Here is an 18123-nt window from a genome sequence, read left to right as displayed (position 1 = left end):
TCTGTATGTCATTTGTTTCGTGAGTGACTGACGAACAATACTCCAGATATGACAAGTAAGGCAGATACAGGCTCATCCCAAGTGAAGATGTCTTGTCCTATCAATATAGCCACAACGGACGCTATGATTGGTTGCAGATTGATATAAATGCTGGCAATGGTGGGTTGTATTCGCTTCAATGCTATAGGGAACATCAAGTTGTTGAAAACTGTTGCCATCAGTAATACGAAGCCTAATTGTAGAATCGGCTGTAAGGTGCAAGCGGAAGAATAAATCTGTTGTAATGGAAACTCACCAAGACTAAATGGAAGAACGAATAGGGCAGCGAACAGAAACATCCATTTTTGTAGGGTAATCGGAGAGTATTTGGCTGCTACTTTTCGAATGATAATCAAATAAAAGCCAAGCATAACTGTATTGGCTATGGCGAAGAGGATTCCTAACAGGTTGTTCTTACCGGATGTGGTAACGTCTGTTTGTGAAATCAACACCCATGCGCCGGCAATACCTAATATGACACCTGTCATCTTCTGTATATTGACTGATTCTTTAAGAAACAACACAGAGAGCAGCATGGCAACAATGGGATTGAGTGCCACTATAAGGGAAAAATGAACGGGAGTCGTATAGTTCAGCCCCCATGCAAAGGACAAATATGTAGCTGCTATGCCGAAGATGCCTCCCAATGCGATAACAATTAAATCTTTTGGATCAACCTTTTCGGTCTTATAAAACATACTGATGAGCCAGAATATTAAGGTAGCGAACAGGATACGGGAAGAAGAAAGTCCTATTGGTGTCATCCATTCTGCAAGGAGTGATTTGCCAAAAGGAACATTCAACCCACAAATGATTTGGGTTGAGAGTATGGCAATATGTCCTTTGTATTCTTTTTTGTCCACTTATAATTTCACAATAGGAATTTAGTTGCAAAGATAAGCCTTATTCGATAAATAAAATCTTATCCCATAACTATTTATTCTATATTTATACCTTTATAGGATGACGGATTGGTTCAAAGGCAATCATTCTGCCCGATGTAACGGTTGGAGAAAACGCAGTGCTGCCGGAGCAGTTATCTCCAAAGAAGTAGAGGACAATACAGTGGTAGGCTGTAATCCTACAAAATTATTAAGCGGTTATAGCATCAAAACGATGGCTTATTTAGGTAATTTGTAGATATTACTTTTGCCATCTATACTATAGAATAGCCTGCAACACCTCTAAAAACAATCTTAACAGTAGCACGTAATGGGAACTTTGCGGTATCAAATCAGAAAGTAAACGACATTCAGTAATTGCAAATCAGATAATTACAAATTACATTTCGGTTCAAGAGTGGAACCAATGAACCGCAAGGTATCAAGTTCAGCAAAAACGGCTATCACTTCAACGGCTCAAAAGTAGACCAGCAGTTCAGTTTCTCAAAGATTGATTTTGCATTGCAGCGGAATGCCCATGCTGATCAGAAGCAAGAAGTAATCATCCAGCCACCGCCCCAGAAAATTCAACAGGAATTCACCTCTCCTGATACCAATAGTTTGTCAAGCAGCATCGGTGGATTATTTGATGGATTACTCACTCCCTGCCCAGCCTACGATCCGGAAGAAGAGGCTTTCCGTCGCCAGATGCAACGAAAGAAAAAGAGAAAAGGAATAAAAAGATAACAACTTAAAACAAAAAATTATGGATATAAAAATTATCATCTCCATGTTCGAGGACTTGAAGAAGTTAATCTCAGAACAGTTTAGCAACCTTTCGAAATTGGTTGAATCTCTGGCTAATGCCAAATCTGACCAACCTATGCTACCAATTATACCACAACAAGTGAATCTGTCAGAGTTAGAGAACCATGTATCTCATACAAAAGAGCTTATCAAAAAGGGGTTCAAAAAGCACCAAGAGCAATTGGATGAACTTGGACAGAAGCTCCAGAAACAGCAGGATAAACCCCAACCTGTTCAAAAGCATCTGCACACCATAGAGCTTAAATCCTCAAAGGTGGTCATTACACTGGTCTCGCTCGCTGGGGCACTGCTCAGCTCAGCATGCTACAACATCTATCAGTTCTCAGCAAATAGCCGTTTGAGCAATAATGACATTAAGTTTCGCTACATCAAAGCATTTGGAGAAATCACCTCTGAAAATCTGCTGAAACTTGAAACCATCTTCGAGTATGAGCCCGACAAACAGAAACAACGTTCCATCCGCCAGATGGTCGAAGAGCACGAACAACGTGTTGAGCAGCGAGCCCGTGACCTCGAACAAGCCCGCCTCAAAGAGGCACAAGCCGAACAACTCCGCAAAGAAGCCGAAAGTATAAAGCAGAAGAAATAGAGTATCAATCAGTTGAAAAGATGGAGATTTTTGTCATTCTCCATCTTTTCGCTTTTATATAGCGTGAATTTTCATATCTTTGTGAAATGACAGACGTAAATAACAAAACGTATTTATTATGAACCGAATAAAAGAAGTCCTTGAAGAGAAAGGAATCAAGCAAACGTGGCTAGCGGAGAAGATCGGCAAAAGTTTCAGTCAAACCAATGCCTATGTCTGCAATCGCCGCCAACCCAGCTTGGAGCAACTTTTCGAAATTGCCAAAATACTTGGTGTGGACGTAAAGGAATTAATTGATAATACAGAGAAAAAATAGATATGAACAATCAAGATTTATTCAGCATAAAAGAAGCTAGTGAATGGGCAACTCAATATTTGGGCAAGAATGTAACTACTGCAAATATTAGCTATCTTATTAACTATGGCAAGATAGGCAAGGTCGGAGAAAATGGAGCCACTATGATTTCCAAACAAGAACTTACAGATTACTACAACTCATTCAATAGTAAGAGAGAAATAGACTGGAAAGAAAAACTTGGAGATGATCTAAATTGGGCTCTATCTTTTGATAATCTAAAAGAAGCTGAGACAACTAAGCACGTTCACCGTTTACATCCCTACAAAGGAAAGTTTATACCTCAATTGGTAGAGTATTTTTTGGATTCACATACTGATAATTTTAAAACTGAAACCTATTTCCGCAAAGGAGATGTTGTCTTAGATCCTTTTTGTGGAAGTGGGACTACTTTGGTTCAGGCAAATGAACTAGGACTAAATGCTATTGGCGTGGATGTATCTGCTTTTAATGCTCTCATTTCAAATGTCAAAGTTTCAGAATGTGACATAGTTATGCTTAAGCAAGAAGTAAAGCGTATATCTTCATTGCTTAATGAATACATTAGAACTAGTCATACTGTGGAATTTGAACAAGAGCTTTTAGCCGAGCTTAATGTATTCAATAACACATGGTTCCCTGTGCCTGATTTTAAAAGAAGAGTTCAGCTTAAAGAGTTAAATGGTGAAAAGTATGGTCAGGAGAAAGCGATAGAATTTTTGCCGATATATGGACGCCTCGTACAAAAATATAACATTAAGTTACTTCAACCTACCTCAAATAGTTTTTTAGAAAAGTGGTATACCGAACATATTCGAGAAGAGATTGATTTTGTTTTTGACGAAATAAAGAAAGTTGAGAACAAAGGTGTAAAGAGAGCCTTATGCGTAATTTTAAGTAGAACAATGCGATCTTGCCGAGCAACAACACATGCTGATTTGGCAACACTGAAAGACCCGGTAACGACTACATATTATTGTGGAAAGCATGGTAAAATCTGCAAACCGCTATTTTCAATACTAAAATGGTGGAACACATATAGCAAAGATACCGTTGAACGACTTGTCTATTTTTCAACAATTAAAACACAAACAAATCAATATTGTATTACCGGAGACAGCCGTAATGTTAACATATTAAATGCTCTTAAGGAGAATAAACCGTCGTTATTTGAAACTGTTAGCAAGAATAAAATAAGAGGAATATTTTCAAGTCCCCCATACGTTGGATTAATTGATTATCATGAACAGCATGCATATTCGTATGATTTGTTTGGATTTAAGCGTAATGATGACAAAGAGATTGGCCCGTTGTATAAAGGACAGGGAAAGGCTGCCAAAGACAGTTATGTCATAGGCATTTCAGAAGTCTTAACTAATAGCAAAAAGTATCTTGTTGATGATTACGATATTTTCCTTGTATCGAATGATAAATATGGCTTATATCCTGCCATTGCAGAAAGAGCAGGAATGCAAATAGTGAATCAATACAAACGTCCTGTTCTAAATCGAACAGAGAAAGACAAAGGAGCATATGCAGAAATAATATTCCACCTAAAACGAAAATAACATGCCACAACCCAAAAAACTGTTAATCGAAAGAAATATAGATAGATTTATTGCAAATACATTTGACAAAAGAGATCGAAAAAAAGATATTTCTACTCATTTTGAATGGTTCGTTAATTCTATGCACATTTGGTACGAGAATAGCCAATCTTATAATTCCAACACAAAAATTGGGAAAGACGTAAATGTGGGTTCTTCATTAGGTATTGATGCTTTCTTCATAATAAATAATAATGAAAAATTATTTACGCTCAATGATGATCTTGTAGACGTAATTGAATACATTAAAGTACATGCAAAAAGCATTACATTTAATTTCATTCAATCAAAGCTGACTAACAGCATAACATGGGCTCAGTTTCTGAATTTAATAGATGTTCCTCTGCGTATATGGAAAGGGCAAAGCTTTGATACATCACAGGGGATATTAATTAAAATACAAGATTTTATTGATGAAATAACTAACTCTGAAGATGAAACATTAGGCTCTTTGGAACATAAGGTTTCGGTATTTTTTTATACAAATAAAAATACTACAGATATTGAGTCATTAGAAAAAGATTGGAAGACAGATATTGATCAAAAAAAGAAAGAGTTGTATGAATATTTTAAATTATCTAATGTAAGAATAATATTTAGAGGATCCGATTTTCTAAATGAGATTTATGAAAAAATTACATCCAATGAATATAAATTATTGATCAATAAATATGAAGTTATTCAAGCCGAAAAATCAAGATATTTAATAGGTTATATCACAGCTAAAGAACTTTTAGATGCTGTAGCACCCAAAACCACTGAAGGAATGAGAAGTCTATACCCTGATGTTTTTAAGAATAATATCAGATTATATCTTGGTCAAAACGAAATTAATAAAAAAATAGAATCGACTTTAATTGAAGAACCTGAGCGTTTTCATTACTATAATAATGGATTGACTATTACAACTAAAGAGATTAAGGATGAAAATTCAAAAAACTACCTTGTTTCTCCTGTAAATATTGTTAATGGATGCCAAACAACAAACAGCATTTACAATGTTCATAACAGAGATAATTTCGATGAACTAAAGATTAAAATACCTGTAAGAATTATAGTTGTACAAGATGAAGAGTATGAAAATATTACAGTGAGAACAAATACTCAAAATGGGATAGAAGCAAAAGATCTTGTGTCAATCAGCACTATGCAGAAAGAACTACAAGAGTTATTTGATTCTGTGAATTTTGACAATAAAAAGTTTACTTATAAGCGTCAAAAGGGAGAACTTATTGCGGGTGATGCGGATTACATTATTCAAATAGATGATTTATTGAGGGCGGTCTTTGCTACCATAATGTTGATCCCGGACAGGGTGTCGGGATATTTCGACAAAACAACATTAAGGTATATAGATCGTGTATTCGACGAGAGATTTATTAGATTATACATGCTTATCACTGCCTTCTATAAATTAACAGAAGATTATATTGATGACAAGTACCCACAATATAATAGATTAAAATACCACTTTAATTATTTGTCATACAGACTAATATCTAAAAATGTGAATTATCGACTTTTAGAAGATTATCTGAAGTATGATGTTGAGAATGAAGAACAAGAAGATATAGAATTAAGAGAAAAAGCGATACAAGATATTATTTCTAACATATATGCTATATTCAAAGCAAATAACGGATATAAATTACTGATCGACTACATTATTTCCGTAGTTGAATCAGACTACTCGGCTCTTACAAATATAAGGACAAAAGTTGAAGAAAAAATACTATATAAAGCTGTTGAAAGATTAAAAAGAATAAGAACATCTCCGGTTTTTGAAAATTTTGATCAAACGTTTACGTAAACAATTAACGAAATAATATAAGATGGGACTAACAATTAATCAAATACAAAACATCGAAGTAGTCCTAAGGAATAGCCTTAGACATAAGTTTCAGAACTACAACCCAGAACCGGCATCAATGCCTTTTCATACAAGACTGTTGGGCAGTGACAGATTAGCTCTATATGCTTTTATACATTCGTTAAACACGAATTTTGGAACAAGTATCTTCGAGCCTGTTGCTGTGGCATTAGCATCAGGACGTTTTGCATCAGCATCATCTCAACAAACAGCTGGACTCGAAATATCTTCAGATGCACAGCTTATTATTCAAGATATCATGGATAATTTAATAACAGCATCAACTTCTCCATGCAAACCAGAAGAGATAGAGGCTATTCGTGCGGTGTGTCAATCAGGGGAAATGAAACGAGTGAAACCAACCAAAGTTGACGTTAAACTTGTTGGTGATGATGGCACTATATATCTAATAGATATCAAGACCGCAAAACCGAATGCCGGAAGTTTTAAAGAGTTTAAAAGGACACTACTTGAATGGGGGGCAGTAACTCTTGCTGGAAATCCACAAGCAAATGTTTGTACAATGATAGCGATTCCTTACAACCCATATGAACCTGGACCATATAATAGATGGACAATGAGAGGAATGATAGATTTAGACAATGAACTCAAAGTTGCCGCAGAATTTTGGGATTTTCTTGGTGGAGAAGGTGCATACAACGAGCTATTAGGCTGCTTTGAACGAGTTGGAATAGAATTAAGATCAGAAATAGATGAATATTTTAATCGATTTAATATAAATAGACAATGATATCTGAACGAAAAATAGAACGAATATCTCACATCGTAATTAACGTATTATATTCAAGATTTGAGAATTTCCCAGAGGATGCAACAGGAAACAGAAACGCACCCTTTCACATGGCATTTCTAAATGCTTTCACTGATAAATTTCAAGATAAAGTACCTGATATCCCTTATTTTATAACTATGAGTAGTTGGCTGCATGGTCTTAGTACAACTTTAGGTCAAACTTTTTTTGAGAAAACAGCTCATATATTGTCTGATGGAGACAAGAGAGAGTATACTTCAAAAAAATTAGGCCTGCTCAAAATAACAGAAAGCCAGTCTGCTGAAGTCGCGAATATAATATCAGAACTCTATAATAATGTTCGTGAACCTAACATTGAAGAGGAAGAACAAAAAATATACGCTTTAAGTATAGGAAAAGAGGTAGAAGCTACAGGTTTCTCTGCAGATGTTTATTATGAAACAGAAAACGAGATAATCGCAATAGAGTTAAAATCCGTCAAGCCTAATTCAGGTGAAATGAGGGGTGAAAAGAGAAAAATATTAGAAGGAAAAGCTGCTTTAAAACGCTTAAATCCAGATAAAAGCATAATATTTTACATAGGATTTCCTTTTGACCCAACAGGTAGTGGTATCAAGTATGATAAGGAGCATTTTTCTGACACGGTGATTAATTTACGTAAGAGCTTTGCATTAGATGAAATGTTGATCGCAGGGGAGCTATGGGATAAACTCTCAGGAGTGGAAGGAACTATGCAAATGTTACTTGATATTATTAATAATATAGCAACTACTGACTTTATAGAGAAGTTCAACTACATAAATGAGATTAATAATAGAAATACTACAAGATATTTAGAGATTTTACGTGACTGGAATCTGTTTGATGAAATGTCTATCGTATCTAATATTGATGCCTTGGTTTTAAAATCAAAAACTGATATTTCACTTCAAAAATTACTTAATAGTAATCTTTTTGATGCAACAGGCAAATATAAGATTGATAGGGTGATTGATTTGCTTTCTCACATCTAATAGTTAAGATATAGATAGTTTTCATGTACTTAAATTTATGACCAGAGAACAGAAAATATTATCCTTATTGGCTCAGTTTAAGTATCTGGGTATTGACAAACAGATAGATTACGATAAATTCTATCTGTACTCACTTATTACCCATTCCACAGCTATTGAAGGTTCTACTGTTACTGAGATTGAAAACCAACTTCTGTTTGACGAAGGTATCAGTGCAAAAGGTCGTTCAATGACTGAGCAACTGATGAACTTAGACCTGACAGCGGTATACGAGCAATCTATTGCTTTTGCAAAGAGCCATAGTGATATTACCGTTGAGATGCTTAAGAAGCTATCCTCAGTGGTTTTGAAGAATACAGGAACAATCTATCAAACTGCTTTAGGAGAATTTTCGTCAACAAATGGATATCTACGTTTACTAAATGTTACGGCAGGCACCGGAGGACGTTCTTATATGAATTACTCAAAAGTACCTACTAAGTTAGCAGAACTTTGCGAAAGTATAAACCTGAAACGAAAAACTCTTTCAAAGGCAGATATTATTGAATGCTACAAACTGAGAGCTTCGATGCACATTTTCATTTGGTAACTATTCACCCTTGGGCTGACGGCAACGGTAGAATGTCTCGTTTGCTGATGAATCTGTTGCAATTTGAATTTGGGATAATCCCGACAAATGTCAACAAAGACCGTAAGGCTGAATACATTGAAGCTCTTATTGCGACTCGTGCGAATGATGATATTGAGTTGTTTCGCAACTTTATGTTTGATGAGCATATCCGTAACTTGGAGCAGACAATTCTTAATTATCAGGCTTCAATAGAGGATGATGGTTTAGAGCCGAGAGGTGATGTCGGTATAAATGTCGGTATAAACGAACAGCGCACATTAGAACTTACTCGAATTAATAATCGGATAACAGCAAAAGAGGTTGCCGAATCGCTTTCTGTATCCTTGCGACAGGGTGAGCGCATCATGGCAACATTAAAAGAGAAAGGGCTAATTAAACGTATCGGCTCTAATAAGTCGGGGTATTGGGATGTAATAGAGTAACCGTGACGCAACAAAAAAACAAATAACAAAAATCTGTAAGCAGTTGAAATAATTAAAAGATAAATTATGGCACATAATTGCGACAACTGCCCTATGAGGGCAAAATACGATAAGTCACCTAATTCTTTCTTCGGTCGTTTCTGGCGTTGGCATATTAACTTTTGTCCGGGCTGGAAGGGATATATCAAGTCTCTTTCACCTGACAAGCTGGACGAGGTGAGAAAGAAGTACAATTTCCATAAATATCAACAACATAAGAAATAATGAAAAAAGATATTCTGCTAGTGTTATTAAAAGACTTTGCTGATTGGGAAGGTGCTTATATTGCCCCAAGTCTTAATATCGGTGTTGAACCCGGCAGTGAAAGCAAATATGTCGTTAAAACTGTATCTATCACCAAAGATCCAGTTGTGTCTATGGGTGGATTCAACGTATTGCCAAATTATGGAATCAATGACATTCCTGCTGATTATGCAGAAATCGTGTTAATCGGCGGTATGAGTTGGTTCACTCCCGAAGCAGCACTTATTGTTCCATTAGTGAAAGATGCCATCAAAAACAACAAACTGGTTGCAGGAATCTGCAATGCTTCGGTTTTTCTTGGGATGCACGAATTCCTCAATGAGGTAAACCATACAAGCAATGGCGTAGATTACCTCAAGCAATTTGCAGGGACAAACTATACAGGCGAAAGCCTCTATATGAATGAGCCGGTCGTTAGAAGTGGCAACATTGTTACCGCCAATGGATTTTCGGCTCTTGAATTTAGTCGTGAGATACTCTACGCTTTGGAGGCAGATTCTCCCAATAAAATAGAGAGAAGTTATCGTATGAACAAAACAGGAGTTTGGGAAGATCCTGCATAATAAGATGAAACTATTTGAAGACATATCACTTAGAGTGTTGCAGGCTGATGATGCGAAAGATATATACGATACGATAGATGCTCAGCGTGCGTATTTGGGACGTTGGGTGCCATTTGTTGAGAGCACAACATCCGTTGCTGTAACACAGGCGTTTGTAAACTCTGCTTTAAATGCCAAGGATAAAACGTTTACAATCCGTAAAGGAGAGCAGTTTATCGGGCTTATTGGATTTAAAGCTACCGATAAAGCAAATTGTAAAACAGAGATCGGTTATTGGATTTCCGAGGAGTATCACGGGCGAGGCATTATGACTCGTGCAGTAGAATACTTGTGCAGACAGGCTTTCGAAGCCCTTGGAATGAACCATGTGCAAATAAAATGTGCGATTGGAAATACTCCCAACAGCAATATTCCCAAACGGCTTGAATTTCAATTTGAGGGAGTGGAGCGAGCCGGAGAGCTGTTTGCGGATGGTAATTTTGTGGATATTGAGATTTATAGTCTTTTAAAAAATGAATATTATTCGGCTAACAGATAATAAGAAGCAGCATTTAGACCTGCTGCTACTTGCCGACGAACAGGAGTCTATGATTGACCGTTACTTGGAGCGTGGCGAACGGTTTGTGCTTGATGATAATGGAGTTAAGGCTATTTGTGTTGTCACGGATGAAGGCGACGGTGTTTGCGAACTCAAAAATATTGCAGTGACTCCCAAATCACAACGACAAGGATACGGCAAAAGGCTTATAAAACACTTGCTCACCCATTATTCAGGCAAGTACAATCAGATGATGGTCGGAACAGGGGATGTGCCAAGTTCGATTGGCTTTTACAAAAGTTGCGGTTTTGAACACTCGCATCGCATCGAAAACTTCTTCACCGACAATTACGACCATCAGATGTTTGAAGATGGTGTATTGTTGAAAGATATGGTATATTTAAAACGAGAAATATGAAACCAATTCTTAACGACCCCAAAATTGTACCTGTGGAAGCGGTTCTGTAAAACGCAATGGGAGATAATTTTATCAACTACACATCTCTTTTAGAGATAGTTTCGAAGCATGGACTAACTCCTGAATGGCACTATTACAATGACGGCAAAAGTTGGCTCTGCAAAATGATGTATAAGAAAAAGAACGCCTTTTGGGTTCTCTGTTTGGGCAGATTGTTTCAAAACGTCATTCTACTTTACCGAAAAGGATATCGAAGAGATTGTCGCACTACCAATATCCGAAACAATCAAAAGCGAGTTCATTATGCAAAAAACTATCGGCAAACTTATTCCTATGATTATTTCTATCAAGGATAGCGAGCCGTTGAAGGATATTGATGTTATGATTAGATATAAAATTAGTAAAAAATAACAGATATGGATATCAAAGAAAAAGCAGCACAAATGGTTGCAGCAGCACAAGTTATCACAGTAGCGTCTATTGACGAAAATGGTTATCCTCGTCCAGTTGCAATGGTGAAAATCAAAGACGAAGATGGGGCGTTCGTACAAGATTGCACCATGGATGAGATGATTGACCATTGCATAAAGTACCTCGATGAGTTTAACGGAGCTTCCAATACCAAACTCTCAAAAGAAGAGGCGATTGCTCAAATGCGTAAGCACTTCCCGACGTTAAAACGTTGGGTAAAATAACTGAAATGGAAAACATAGTAAACGGACGCTGTGGTTGGTGTGGAACCGACGAACTATATGTGAAATACCACGACGAAGAGTGGGGAAGAGTGGGGACGATTGGTAACGGACAACAAAACGCTCTTTGAGTTTCTTGTCTTAGAAAGTGCCTAAGCAGGACTGAGTTGGATCACTATCCTAAGAAAAAGAGAGGGTTACCGCAAAGCGTATTGTGATTTTGATGTGGAGCGTGTGGCGCAAATGGGTGATGAAGATGTTGAACGATTGATGCAGTTCGACGGTATTGTGAAAAACCGTTTGAAAATCAAATCGGCAATCACCAAAGCAAGACTGTTTCTCACCCTGCAAAAGGAGTTCGGCAGTTTTTACGACTACACGCTCTCGTTCTTTCCAGACAAAAAGCCTATTATTAATACGGTTAAGTCACTGAGTGAAATTCCGGCAACCTCTGCCGAATCGGATGCGATGAGTAAGGATATGAAAAAGCGTGGCTTCAAATTCTTCGGCTCGACTATTTGTTACGCCCATTTGCAGGCGGCAGGATTTATTAATGACCACTTAGTGGATTGTATTTGTAATAAAAACAAGTAAATGAATACAGATTATAAGGTTGGCGAACTGATATACGACGCAAATATTTACGATGGATTGAATACCTTTCTCTCAGATTTACAATTCTATAAAAAGTGGTTCCCAACCAACAAAGAGGCTCGAATACTTGAACTCTGCTGTGGTACGGGTAGGCTCACTATTCCAATTGCACAGGAGGGATATAATATTTGTGGCGTAGATTACACTCCGTCAATGCTTGAGCAGGCGAAGTCGAAAACTACCGAAGCAGGATTAGAGATTAATTTCATTGAAGCGGATATTAGAGCACTGGACTTGCAAGAGAAGTTCGACTTTATCTTTATTCCGTTTAACTCAATCCACCATTTATACCGTAACGAAGATTTGTTTAAGGTGTTAGTATGTGTTAGGAACCATCTCAAAGAAGGAGGTCTATTTCTGTTGGATTGCTTTAATCCCAACATTCAGTATATTGTCGAGAACGAAAAAGGCCAAGCCGTGATTGCCGAATATACAACGGACGATGGTCGAGAAGTTTTGATAAAACAAACCATGCGTTACGAGAGTGCAACCCAAATCAATCGTATTGAGTGGCACTATTTTATAAACGGAGAGTTTCATTCAACCCAAAAGCTGGATATGCGATTGTTTTTCCCTCAAGAATTGGATTCTTATCTGGAGCAAGCCGGGTTTAATATTGTTCACAAGTTTGGAGGTTTTGAAGAAGAACCGTTCGATGATAAATCGGAAAAACAGATATACGTTTTGTCATTAAACTGTTTGGGAGATAATGACAAGTGATGCAATAGCAGAGGAATACAATTCAGATTTTAAATAAGTAAAATGGAGTAAACTCTTTAACGGAATTCACTTTGCGGTTCTTTCATTACTGTACAAAAGCACTACAAATAATCAAATATGCAGTATGCTTGTACAAAAGTTCTGCACTTTCTTTGAACCATTCGCTTCATTTTTCATATCTTTGCCTCTGTAAACCATTTGTAACCCCAATGCGGTAATCCCCACCAAATCAACCATCTAAAATTGATTGGCAATTTCCGCAAACGGGCTGAAAAGACGTGGTACAACACGTATATTGAAACAATTGAAAACCAGCACATTGCATTTGTGCCTACTTTCAATGTAATTGTAAAAATGAGGTTTGTACCGTTTAAAAGAGCAAAACGCTAACACTCAATAGTGTAAATATGCTTGCATCAATGAGATTTCACCGAATTGAGAAATAACGATCTTTGATCTCACAAACCATTTGCATACGAATAATAACAACAGCCTTCCAATCAAGCTATTATAATATATTAAAATGAAAATAATCCAGCTAACAGAAAATAAAAAACGATACTTAGACTTGCTGTTGCTTGCTGATGAACAGGAATCTATGATTGACCGTTACTTAGAATGTGGAGACATGTTTGTGCTTGATGATAATGGTGTAAAGGCTGTTTGTGTTGTCACGGATGAAGGCGGTGGTGTTTGTGAACTCAAAAACATTGCCGTAACTCCCGAATCACAACGACAGGGATATGGCAAAAGGTTTATTAAACATTTACTCTCCTACTATTCAGACAAGTACAGGCGAATGATAGTTGGTACAGGTGATGTGCCAAGTACAGTTGGTTTCTACAAAAGTTGCGGTTTTGAATACTCGCACCGCATCAAGAACTTTTTCACCGACAATTACGACCATCAGATGATTGAAGATGGTATATTACTGAAAGATATGATATATTTGAAACAAGAACTATGATTATCATAAATCCTGATAGAACAGATGCACTTATCGACGCATTGACTACTTTTTGGGAAGCATAGGTACGTGCTACACATCATTTTCTTTCCGATTATGAAACAATTTTGGCGAAGTCACCCTACTTCTCTGCCAATTGGCTTCTAACAATATCCAACCGTTATATTCCTTTAGTTCGCCTTTCGGTAAGATTCCGGCAAAAAGCAATAAAAACGACAATTTCCTCCATTCCCATTGCCCGTTGTACAACACCTCGCCGACAGAAAGTCTATCCGCTTAGTTATATTCACTTTGTACGTTATCTGAGAAAGTTAATAACCGGCACCCATTTGTTTTCCCTGCACAAAACAAAAGTTTTGTCCTAGGAAAACTTTTGTTTCTTCCTTTCGAAACTTTTATCCTCCCCTATCCCTTTACCCATTGATAGCCTGTCTGCCAAGAATCGAATACAGGTTCTTCCTCTACTCCATAACTAAGAAAAACCTGACGGATATAGTGTTGATCTTCGGGTGAAAAGGCTCTTTCTTTACGCTTAAACTGATAAAACTTATTCTTCCCATACATAGTCAACAAGCTTTGCTTGATACACTTCGCCTCATAACAAGGAATCCGGTCGAACAGGTGATCCATGCCAACAGCATTTTTCAAAGGAGTATCCACCATGAAAGCTTCACATTCGCCATCAAAACTGGTACGTGCAGGATTCACAACTGACACCGACCAAAGCTCATCGGGTATAAAACGGACGATCTGATGCCTCAAACAGTGATCCGCATTCTTGCAATCTCCGTTAAAACAATGTGCAAAACCATTCGGAATCATAGCATAATCCATTTTTTCTATCATATCTGTATTTGTTTTCAATATTACCCCAATATAACACATATCCTCTCCCAAAACAAATAAAAACAAAAAACAAGGCTAAAATGGCAGATATATGATATAAATATAATATATTTTTAACCATGTAAACTATTTGTAACGCAATCAACATATAAAACTATACCTTTATTAAATCAATTTGTGAACAGTTTTAAAGGTTATTCTATACTAGCTGTTACAGAAAACACACCGAAATCAGAATCAGAAGGTATACATTTTTTCATATTTATACTTGTATTATCCATAACCATTTCTACTACAGGAGGGTGCATTAAATAATGGTTTATATTTTTATTAAACTCTTCATTAGTCATATATAACGGTTGTGCTCCCTCAACCTGATTTACATGTTTATCTCCTTCTTGGAAAGCACTTCTACAAAGAATAGAGCCTCCGGTAAAGTAAGATTCAAATGAATGAGCATCTACAATAGGGATACCCAAACGCAGAAAACCAGAGAATAGAGGATAATTGGTAATAACAACTCCCAATATGGTTTTATCCTTATAATCTCCAATTAGATTGCAGAAATGTTCATGATTATTTTTAATATATTCCTTTTTCCTTTGAGCCTGGGAACATCCTTCTTTCAACCGTTTAAGTGCATTATGGTAATCTCTGACTTCCATCGGATATCGTATGCATTTCACTTCTGCTACAATCAGGGTCGAATCCATACTAATTAATAAGTCGATCTCTTCGGATTCCCCCCCGTCAATACGAAATTTCTTCTGTTCTATTACTATATAAGGAAACGTCTGTTTGGGTCTTCCGCTTATCAGTTTTTTTATAATATACTGCTCCAAATGTTTACCGCGGTCTTTCAATGATATCCCTCCTTTTTCCAGCCAATAGTCAATCAGGTTATAAGTCATTGGAAAAGTCAACGGCAATAAAGTAAACAGATAATCCGCTCCCTGACAAAGAAACGGAGTATTCCATAAATTAAGATACCCTGTCCCGTCATATTCTAAAAGAGATAAAAAAGAATGTATTTCTCCAGAACTAAAACCTGCACGTATTTTCAGATATTCTATTAAATCTCTTTTCGCAATTCTAAACGGATAAGAATAAAATCTTTCTTTTTCCATTATTGCAGTTTCCGGTATCTGAAGCTTAGAAGCAACGGTAAACAAATATGATACCAGGTTAAACATAAAAAACACTTTATCTATATCCAGGTTACCGTATGCCGAAAACGGGACTTTTTTAAGAAATTCGTAGTATGCGTTCAGGGATGCCTGCATATTCATGCCATGAGATATTTCTTCTTTATCCTGTCCATCAGAAAGTTTATATTTTAAATAACCATTCTCTACATAACAATTCTTTATCCGCTTTTTTGCCTGATACGGATATTTGAAAGAAGAAGACATAAGGATCGAATACTGGCTAAAAACCCTCTGATACATTATCCGAAGGCCTGCTGCTTTTAATTTAAGTTCATGATGAGAGAAAAAATCAATTTTCAGCACCTTTTCATTTAATACAAAAAAGCCTTCATTCCAAACTGCATTTTCATAATTATATTTCATCATATTTATAATATTGCAGCTTTGGCATAAGTCCATGATAGTATCAACGCTATCCAGGTTCCCTTCAATCGGATCAACTATAAAATCATTTACATCTTTATACAGCAAATATTTCACAAGTGTATTCAAAGAGTCGACACCTGCTTCGACAAGTCCTGAGGCACTTATTTCTCCAATTGATTGATCCGGAGACTTTATTTTAAAATCGGCCTCATTTATAAATGAAAATACCTTTCCACCTTTATCCCTTTCCTTGTCAGGTTTGGCTCTATCCGAAAGCTCTTTCTGCACAAGTTGATAATCGCGGTTCAAAGCCGCAAACGAAAAATAAAGCAATTCTTTTTGTGAAAAATTACTTTTGGCTATAAGACTATCTAAATGTGCATATCCCTTTTTACTGAAATCACTCATAAGGAATGTTGTATCACATAAATGAAGTATCTGAATTATTCCAGACTTCTTTTCTTCATTCATATTAGTTTCCGAATTTGCAACAAATACAATATCTTCACGTATCTTCTTTATATTCTCTTTAGAAAAAGAAGGACTAAAAGGATTAAAGCCTTTTTGCTCCCTAATATTTTTCAAAGTATTATCAAATAGCAAATTAAGTTTTTCCATTTCCTTACGATTATGTATATCCGATAAACAGCAAATAAACAATACCTTATTACTTCCTCTTAAAAAGCAGTTATCCTTCTTCTCCCCTATGCTTCTGTTTGCGGGAATAAAGTTTCTTGGACTGGTGCACACGGTCGGATGAATGAAAACCCGGGCCAAGCAGTTCTTGTTCGGCCATGCGATTTCCTTTTTTGGAGGCTTTGATGTAATCTTCTATTGAGATACTTTTCCTGACCTTGTTCCTCTGTATTTTCATAAATTCAATATTTACCATATTCACATACGAAGTTATACATAATATTTATATTTATTATCTTTACACGTAATTATACGACTTATATAAACTTAATACAGATATAACTACATTTGCTACTTAAATAAACAGAATATGGCAGACAACTACCTCGAAAAAAAACTAGAAGCTTATCAGACACGGAAAACATCCGGTACGAAAAGAGTAAACATTTTCCATAAAACCAGAAGGGTTTTTATTACCGGAGGAGCCGAAGGTATAGGTAAAGCCATAGTAAAAATGTTTCGCAGCGCAGGCCATCGGGTTGCTTTTTGCGACCAGAACGAGATAACAGGAAAAGAGACTGCTCTTCAAACAGGAACGGATTTTTATCACGTAGATATAAACGACAAAGATGTTTTAGAAAAGTGTATGCAACACCTATTTGCTGACTGGGGAGATATCGATATCATTATTAACAACGCAGGTATCAGCCAGTTTTCTCCTATTACGGAAACCAGTGTAGAGGATTTTGACCGGATTCTATCCGTCAATCTCCGCCCGGCATTTATCACCTCCCGGCAGCTTGCCCTGCACAGGCAATCGCAAGAAATCCCGAATCGGTTTGGACGGATTATCAATATAAGCTCCACCCGTTACCTGATGAGTGAACCGGGCTGCGAAGGATATGCGGCCTCCAAAGGCGGTATCTATTCGCTTACTCACGCATTAGCTATGTCACTGGCAGATCTGCACATCACTGTCAATTCCATTGCCCCGGGTTGGATACAAACACGTGACTACGATCAGCTTCTACCTGCCGATCATGCCCAACATCCTTCCAAACGGGTCGGAAAACCAGAAGATATTGCACGTATGTGCCTATTCCTAAGTCAGGAGGAAAACGATTTCATCAATGGAGAAAATATCACCATTGACGGAGGAATGACGAAAAAGATGATTTACACCGAATAGCATGGTACGCATATTAACTGAATTACACACGTCATTA

24 protein-coding genes and 1 pseudogene are annotated in these 18123 nt (G+C 36.8%); 21 read left to right on the top strand and 4 right to left on the bottom strand.

The window, feature by feature from the left end:
• Positions 1-8: 8 nt before the first annotated feature.
• The gene (locus tag ACYIB7_RS03625; RefSeq protein WP_480338122.1) at positions 9-902 is read right to left on the bottom strand and encodes a DMT family transporter; all 894 of its coding nucleotides are present in this window, start codon (positions 900-902) and stop codon (positions 9-11) included.
• A gap of 100 nt (positions 903-1002) precedes the next feature.
• Here ACYIB7_RS03625 and ACYIB7_RS03620 point away from each other — a divergent pair, with 100 nt between their 5' ends.
• The 20 genes and pseudogenes from ACYIB7_RS03620 (at position 1003) to ACYIB7_RS03525 (ending at position 13841) form a co-directional block, all read left to right on the top strand.
• On the top strand, positions 1003-1179 hold the full coding sequence (locus tag ACYIB7_RS03620) for a hypothetical protein (RefSeq protein ID WP_480338121.1): 177 nt from the start codon (positions 1003-1005) through the stop codon (positions 1177-1179).
• 263 nt (positions 1180-1442) lie between these two features.
• Positions 1443-1667 (top strand): hypothetical protein, encoded by a 225-nt coding sequence (locus ACYIB7_RS03615; RefSeq protein ID WP_480338120.1) that lies wholly within the window; start codon positions 1443-1445, stop codon positions 1665-1667.
• Positions 1668-1686: 19 nt separating this feature from the next.
• Positions 1687-2337 (top strand): hypothetical protein, encoded by a 651-nt coding sequence (locus tag ACYIB7_RS03610; RefSeq protein WP_480338119.1) that lies wholly within the window; start codon positions 1687-1689, stop codon positions 2335-2337.
• A gap of 118 nt (positions 2338-2455) precedes the next feature.
• Positions 2456-2653: a helix-turn-helix domain-containing protein gene (locus ACYIB7_RS03605; protein ID WP_480338118.1), complete on the top strand. Its 198-nt coding sequence runs from the start codon at positions 2456-2458 to the stop codon at positions 2651-2653.
• Positions 2654-2655: 2 nt separating this feature from the next.
• Entirely contained in the window at positions 2656-4239 is a 1584-nt protein-coding gene (locus ACYIB7_RS03600; protein WP_480338117.1) for a DNA methyltransferase, read from the top strand.
• Position 4240: 1 nt separating this feature from the next.
• Positions 4241-6088, top strand: coding sequence for an AIPR family protein (locus ACYIB7_RS03595; RefSeq protein WP_480338116.1), 1848 nt, complete (start codon positions 4241-4243; stop codon positions 6086-6088).
• A 22-nt stretch (positions 6089-6110) separates the two neighbouring features.
• On the top strand, positions 6111-6899 hold the full coding sequence (locus ACYIB7_RS03590; protein WP_480338115.1) for a TdeIII family type II restriction endonuclease: 789 nt from the start codon (positions 6111-6113) through the stop codon (positions 6897-6899).
• Positions 6896-7933, top strand: a complete 1038-nt coding sequence (locus tag ACYIB7_RS03585) for a TdeIII family type II restriction endonuclease (protein WP_480338114.1) — start codon at positions 6896-6898, stop codon at positions 7931-7933. The genes ACYIB7_RS03590 and ACYIB7_RS03585 overlap by 4 nt, the downstream gene beginning before the upstream one ends.
• 37 nt (positions 7934-7970) lie before the next feature.
• Positions 7971-8522 (top strand): hypothetical protein, encoded by a 552-nt coding sequence (locus ACYIB7_RS03580; RefSeq protein WP_480338113.1) that lies wholly within the window; start codon positions 7971-7973, stop codon positions 8520-8522.
• The gene (locus ACYIB7_RS03575) at positions 8480-8986 is read left to right on the top strand and encodes a Fic family protein (RefSeq protein ID WP_480338112.1); all 507 of its coding nucleotides are present in this window, start codon (positions 8480-8482) and stop codon (positions 8984-8986) included. The genes ACYIB7_RS03580 and ACYIB7_RS03575 overlap by 43 nt, the downstream gene beginning before the upstream one ends.
• Positions 8987-9052: 66 nt before the next feature.
• Positions 9053-9250 carry a hypothetical protein gene (locus ACYIB7_RS03570; protein ID WP_480338111.1) on the top strand — a complete coding sequence of 66 codons (198 nt, stop codon included), beginning with the start codon at positions 9053-9055 and terminating at the stop codon, positions 9248-9250.
• The gene (locus tag ACYIB7_RS03565) at positions 9250-9852 is read left to right on the top strand and encodes a type 1 glutamine amidotransferase family protein (protein ID WP_480338110.1); all 603 of its coding nucleotides are present in this window, start codon (positions 9250-9252) and stop codon (positions 9850-9852) included. The genes ACYIB7_RS03570 and ACYIB7_RS03565 overlap by 1 nt, the downstream gene beginning before the upstream one ends.
• Positions 9853-9856: 4 nt before the next feature.
• Entirely contained in the window at positions 9857-10390 is a 534-nt protein-coding gene (locus ACYIB7_RS03560; RefSeq protein WP_480338109.1) for a GNAT family N-acetyltransferase, read from the top strand.
• Positions 10365-10808, top strand: coding sequence for a GNAT family N-acetyltransferase (locus ACYIB7_RS03555; protein WP_480338108.1), 444 nt, complete (start codon positions 10365-10367; stop codon positions 10806-10808). The genes ACYIB7_RS03560 and ACYIB7_RS03555 overlap by 26 nt, the downstream gene beginning before the upstream one ends.
• A gap of 56 nt (positions 10809-10864) precedes the next feature.
• On the top strand, positions 10865-11164 hold the full coding sequence (locus ACYIB7_RS03550) for a DUF3788 family protein (protein ID WP_480338107.1): 300 nt from the start codon (positions 10865-10867) through the stop codon (positions 11162-11164).
• Positions 11142-11219, top strand: coding sequence for a hypothetical protein (locus tag ACYIB7_RS03545; RefSeq protein ID WP_480338443.1), 78 nt, complete (start codon positions 11142-11144; stop codon positions 11217-11219). The genes ACYIB7_RS03550 and ACYIB7_RS03545 overlap by 23 nt, the downstream gene beginning before the upstream one ends.
• Before the next feature lie 5 nt (positions 11220-11224).
• Positions 11225-11503, top strand: a complete 279-nt coding sequence (locus ACYIB7_RS03540; protein WP_480338106.1) for a zinc ribbon domain-containing protein — start codon at positions 11225-11227, stop codon at positions 11501-11503.
• A gap of 5 nt (positions 11504-11508) precedes the next feature.
• Positions 11509-12094 (top strand): annotated as a pseudogene (locus ACYIB7_RS03535) (DNA-3-methyladenine glycosylase I).
• Positions 12095-12874 carry a class I SAM-dependent methyltransferase gene (locus tag ACYIB7_RS03530; RefSeq protein WP_480338105.1) on the top strand — a complete coding sequence of 260 codons (780 nt, stop codon included), beginning with the start codon at positions 12095-12097 and terminating at the stop codon, positions 12872-12874.
• 523 nt (positions 12875-13397) lie between these two features.
• The gene (locus ACYIB7_RS03525) at positions 13398-13841 is read left to right on the top strand and encodes a GNAT family N-acetyltransferase (RefSeq protein ID WP_103984352.1); all 444 of its coding nucleotides are present in this window, start codon (positions 13398-13400) and stop codon (positions 13839-13841) included.
• Between the two features lie 405 nt (positions 13842-14246).
• On the opposite strand, the gene ACYIB7_RS03520 is transcribed toward ACYIB7_RS03525, so the two are convergent.
• The 3 genes from ACYIB7_RS03520 to ACYIB7_RS03510 form a co-directional block, all read right to left on the bottom strand.
• Positions 14247-14687, bottom strand: coding sequence for a DUF6078 family protein (locus ACYIB7_RS03520; protein ID WP_103984351.1), 441 nt, complete (start codon positions 14685-14687; stop codon positions 14247-14249).
• A gap of 194 nt (positions 14688-14881) precedes the next feature.
• The gene (locus ACYIB7_RS03515) at positions 14882-16879 is read right to left on the bottom strand and encodes a hypothetical protein (RefSeq protein ID WP_480338104.1); all 1998 of its coding nucleotides are present in this window, start codon (positions 16877-16879) and stop codon (positions 14882-14884) included.
• Between the two features lie 70 nt (positions 16880-16949).
• The gene (locus tag ACYIB7_RS03510) at positions 16950-17135 is read right to left on the bottom strand and encodes a hypothetical protein (RefSeq protein ID WP_146059489.1); all 186 of its coding nucleotides are present in this window, start codon (positions 17133-17135) and stop codon (positions 16950-16952) included.
• A gap of 132 nt (positions 17136-17267) precedes the next feature.
• Here ACYIB7_RS03510 and ACYIB7_RS03505 point away from each other — a divergent pair, with 132 nt between their 5' ends.
• Positions 17268-18086, top strand: coding sequence for an SDR family NAD(P)-dependent oxidoreductase (locus tag ACYIB7_RS03505; protein ID WP_480338103.1), 819 nt, complete (start codon positions 17268-17270; stop codon positions 18084-18086).
• The last annotated feature ends 37 nt before the right edge of the window (positions 18087-18123 follow it).

Source organism: Parabacteroides sp. KHUB-03 (genome assembly GCF_056640975.1).
Note: the sequence above shows the minus strand (reverse complement) of the source record. Positions and strands in the feature narration are given on the sequence as shown.

Bases quoted from the DNA above. Each gene is read 5' to 3' on its own strand.
- ACYIB7_RS03620 (WP_480338121.1), top strand. From the start codon at position 1,003: ATGACGGATTGGTTCAAAGGCAATCATTCTGCCCGATGTAACGGTTGG.
- ACYIB7_RS03610 (WP_480338119.1), top strand. From the start codon at position 1,687: ATGGATATAAAAATTATCATCTCCATGTTCGAGGACTTGAAGAAGTTA.
- ACYIB7_RS03605 (WP_480338118.1), top strand. From the start codon at position 2,456: ATGAACCGAATAAAAGAAGTCCTTGAAGAGAAAGGAATCAAGCAAACG.
- ACYIB7_RS03600 (WP_480338117.1), top strand. From the start codon at position 2,656: ATGAACAATCAAGATTTATTCAGCATAAAAGAAGCTAGTGAATGGGCA.
- ACYIB7_RS03595 (WP_480338116.1), top strand. From the start codon at position 4,241: ATGCCACAACCCAAAAAACTGTTAATCGAAAGAAATATAGATAGATTT.
- ACYIB7_RS03590 (WP_480338115.1), top strand. From the start codon at position 6,111: ATGGGACTAACAATTAATCAAATACAAAACATCGAAGTAGTCCTAAGG.
- ACYIB7_RS03585 (WP_480338114.1), top strand. From the start codon at position 6,896: ATGATATCTGAACGAAAAATAGAACGAATATCTCACATCGTAATTAAC.
- ACYIB7_RS03580 (WP_480338113.1), top strand. From the start codon at position 7,971: ATGACCAGAGAACAGAAAATATTATCCTTATTGGCTCAGTTTAAGTAT.
- ACYIB7_RS03575 (WP_480338112.1), top strand. From the start codon at position 8,480: ATGCTACAAACTGAGAGCTTCGATGCACATTTTCATTTGGTAACTATT.
- ACYIB7_RS03570 (WP_480338111.1), top strand. From the start codon at position 9,053: ATGGCACATAATTGCGACAACTGCCCTATGAGGGCAAAATACGATAAG.
- ACYIB7_RS03565 (WP_480338110.1), top strand. From the start codon at position 9,250: ATGAAAAAAGATATTCTGCTAGTGTTATTAAAAGACTTTGCTGATTGG.
- ACYIB7_RS03560 (WP_480338109.1), top strand. From the start codon at position 9,857: ATGAAACTATTTGAAGACATATCACTTAGAGTGTTGCAGGCTGATGAT.
- ACYIB7_RS03555 (WP_480338108.1), top strand. From the start codon at position 10,365: ATGAATATTATTCGGCTAACAGATAATAAGAAGCAGCATTTAGACCTG.
- ACYIB7_RS03550 (WP_480338107.1), top strand. From the start codon at position 10,865: ATGGGAGATAATTTTATCAACTACACATCTCTTTTAGAGATAGTTTCG.
- ACYIB7_RS03545 (WP_480338443.1), top strand. From the start codon at position 11,142: ATGATTATTTCTATCAAGGATAGCGAGCCGTTGAAGGATATTGATGTT.
- ACYIB7_RS03540 (WP_480338106.1), top strand. From the start codon at position 11,225: ATGGATATCAAAGAAAAAGCAGCACAAATGGTTGCAGCAGCACAAGTT.
- ACYIB7_RS03530 (WP_480338105.1), top strand. From the start codon at position 12,095: ATGAATACAGATTATAAGGTTGGCGAACTGATATACGACGCAAATATT.
- ACYIB7_RS03525 (WP_103984352.1), top strand. From the start codon at position 13,398: ATGAAAATAATCCAGCTAACAGAAAATAAAAAACGATACTTAGACTTG.
- ACYIB7_RS03520 (WP_103984351.1), bottom strand. From the start codon at position 14,687: ATGATAGAAAAAATGGATTATGCTATGATTCCGAATGGTTTTGCACAT.
- ACYIB7_RS03515 (WP_480338104.1), bottom strand. From the start codon at position 16,879: ATGGAAAAACTTAATTTGCTATTTGATAATACTTTGAAAAATATTAGG.
- ACYIB7_RS03510 (WP_146059489.1), bottom strand. From the start codon at position 17,135: ATGAAAATACAGAGGAACAAGGTCAGGAAAAGTATCTCAATAGAAGAT.
- ACYIB7_RS03505 (WP_480338103.1), top strand. From the start codon at position 17,268: ATGGCAGACAACTACCTCGAAAAAAAACTAGAAGCTTATCAGACACGG.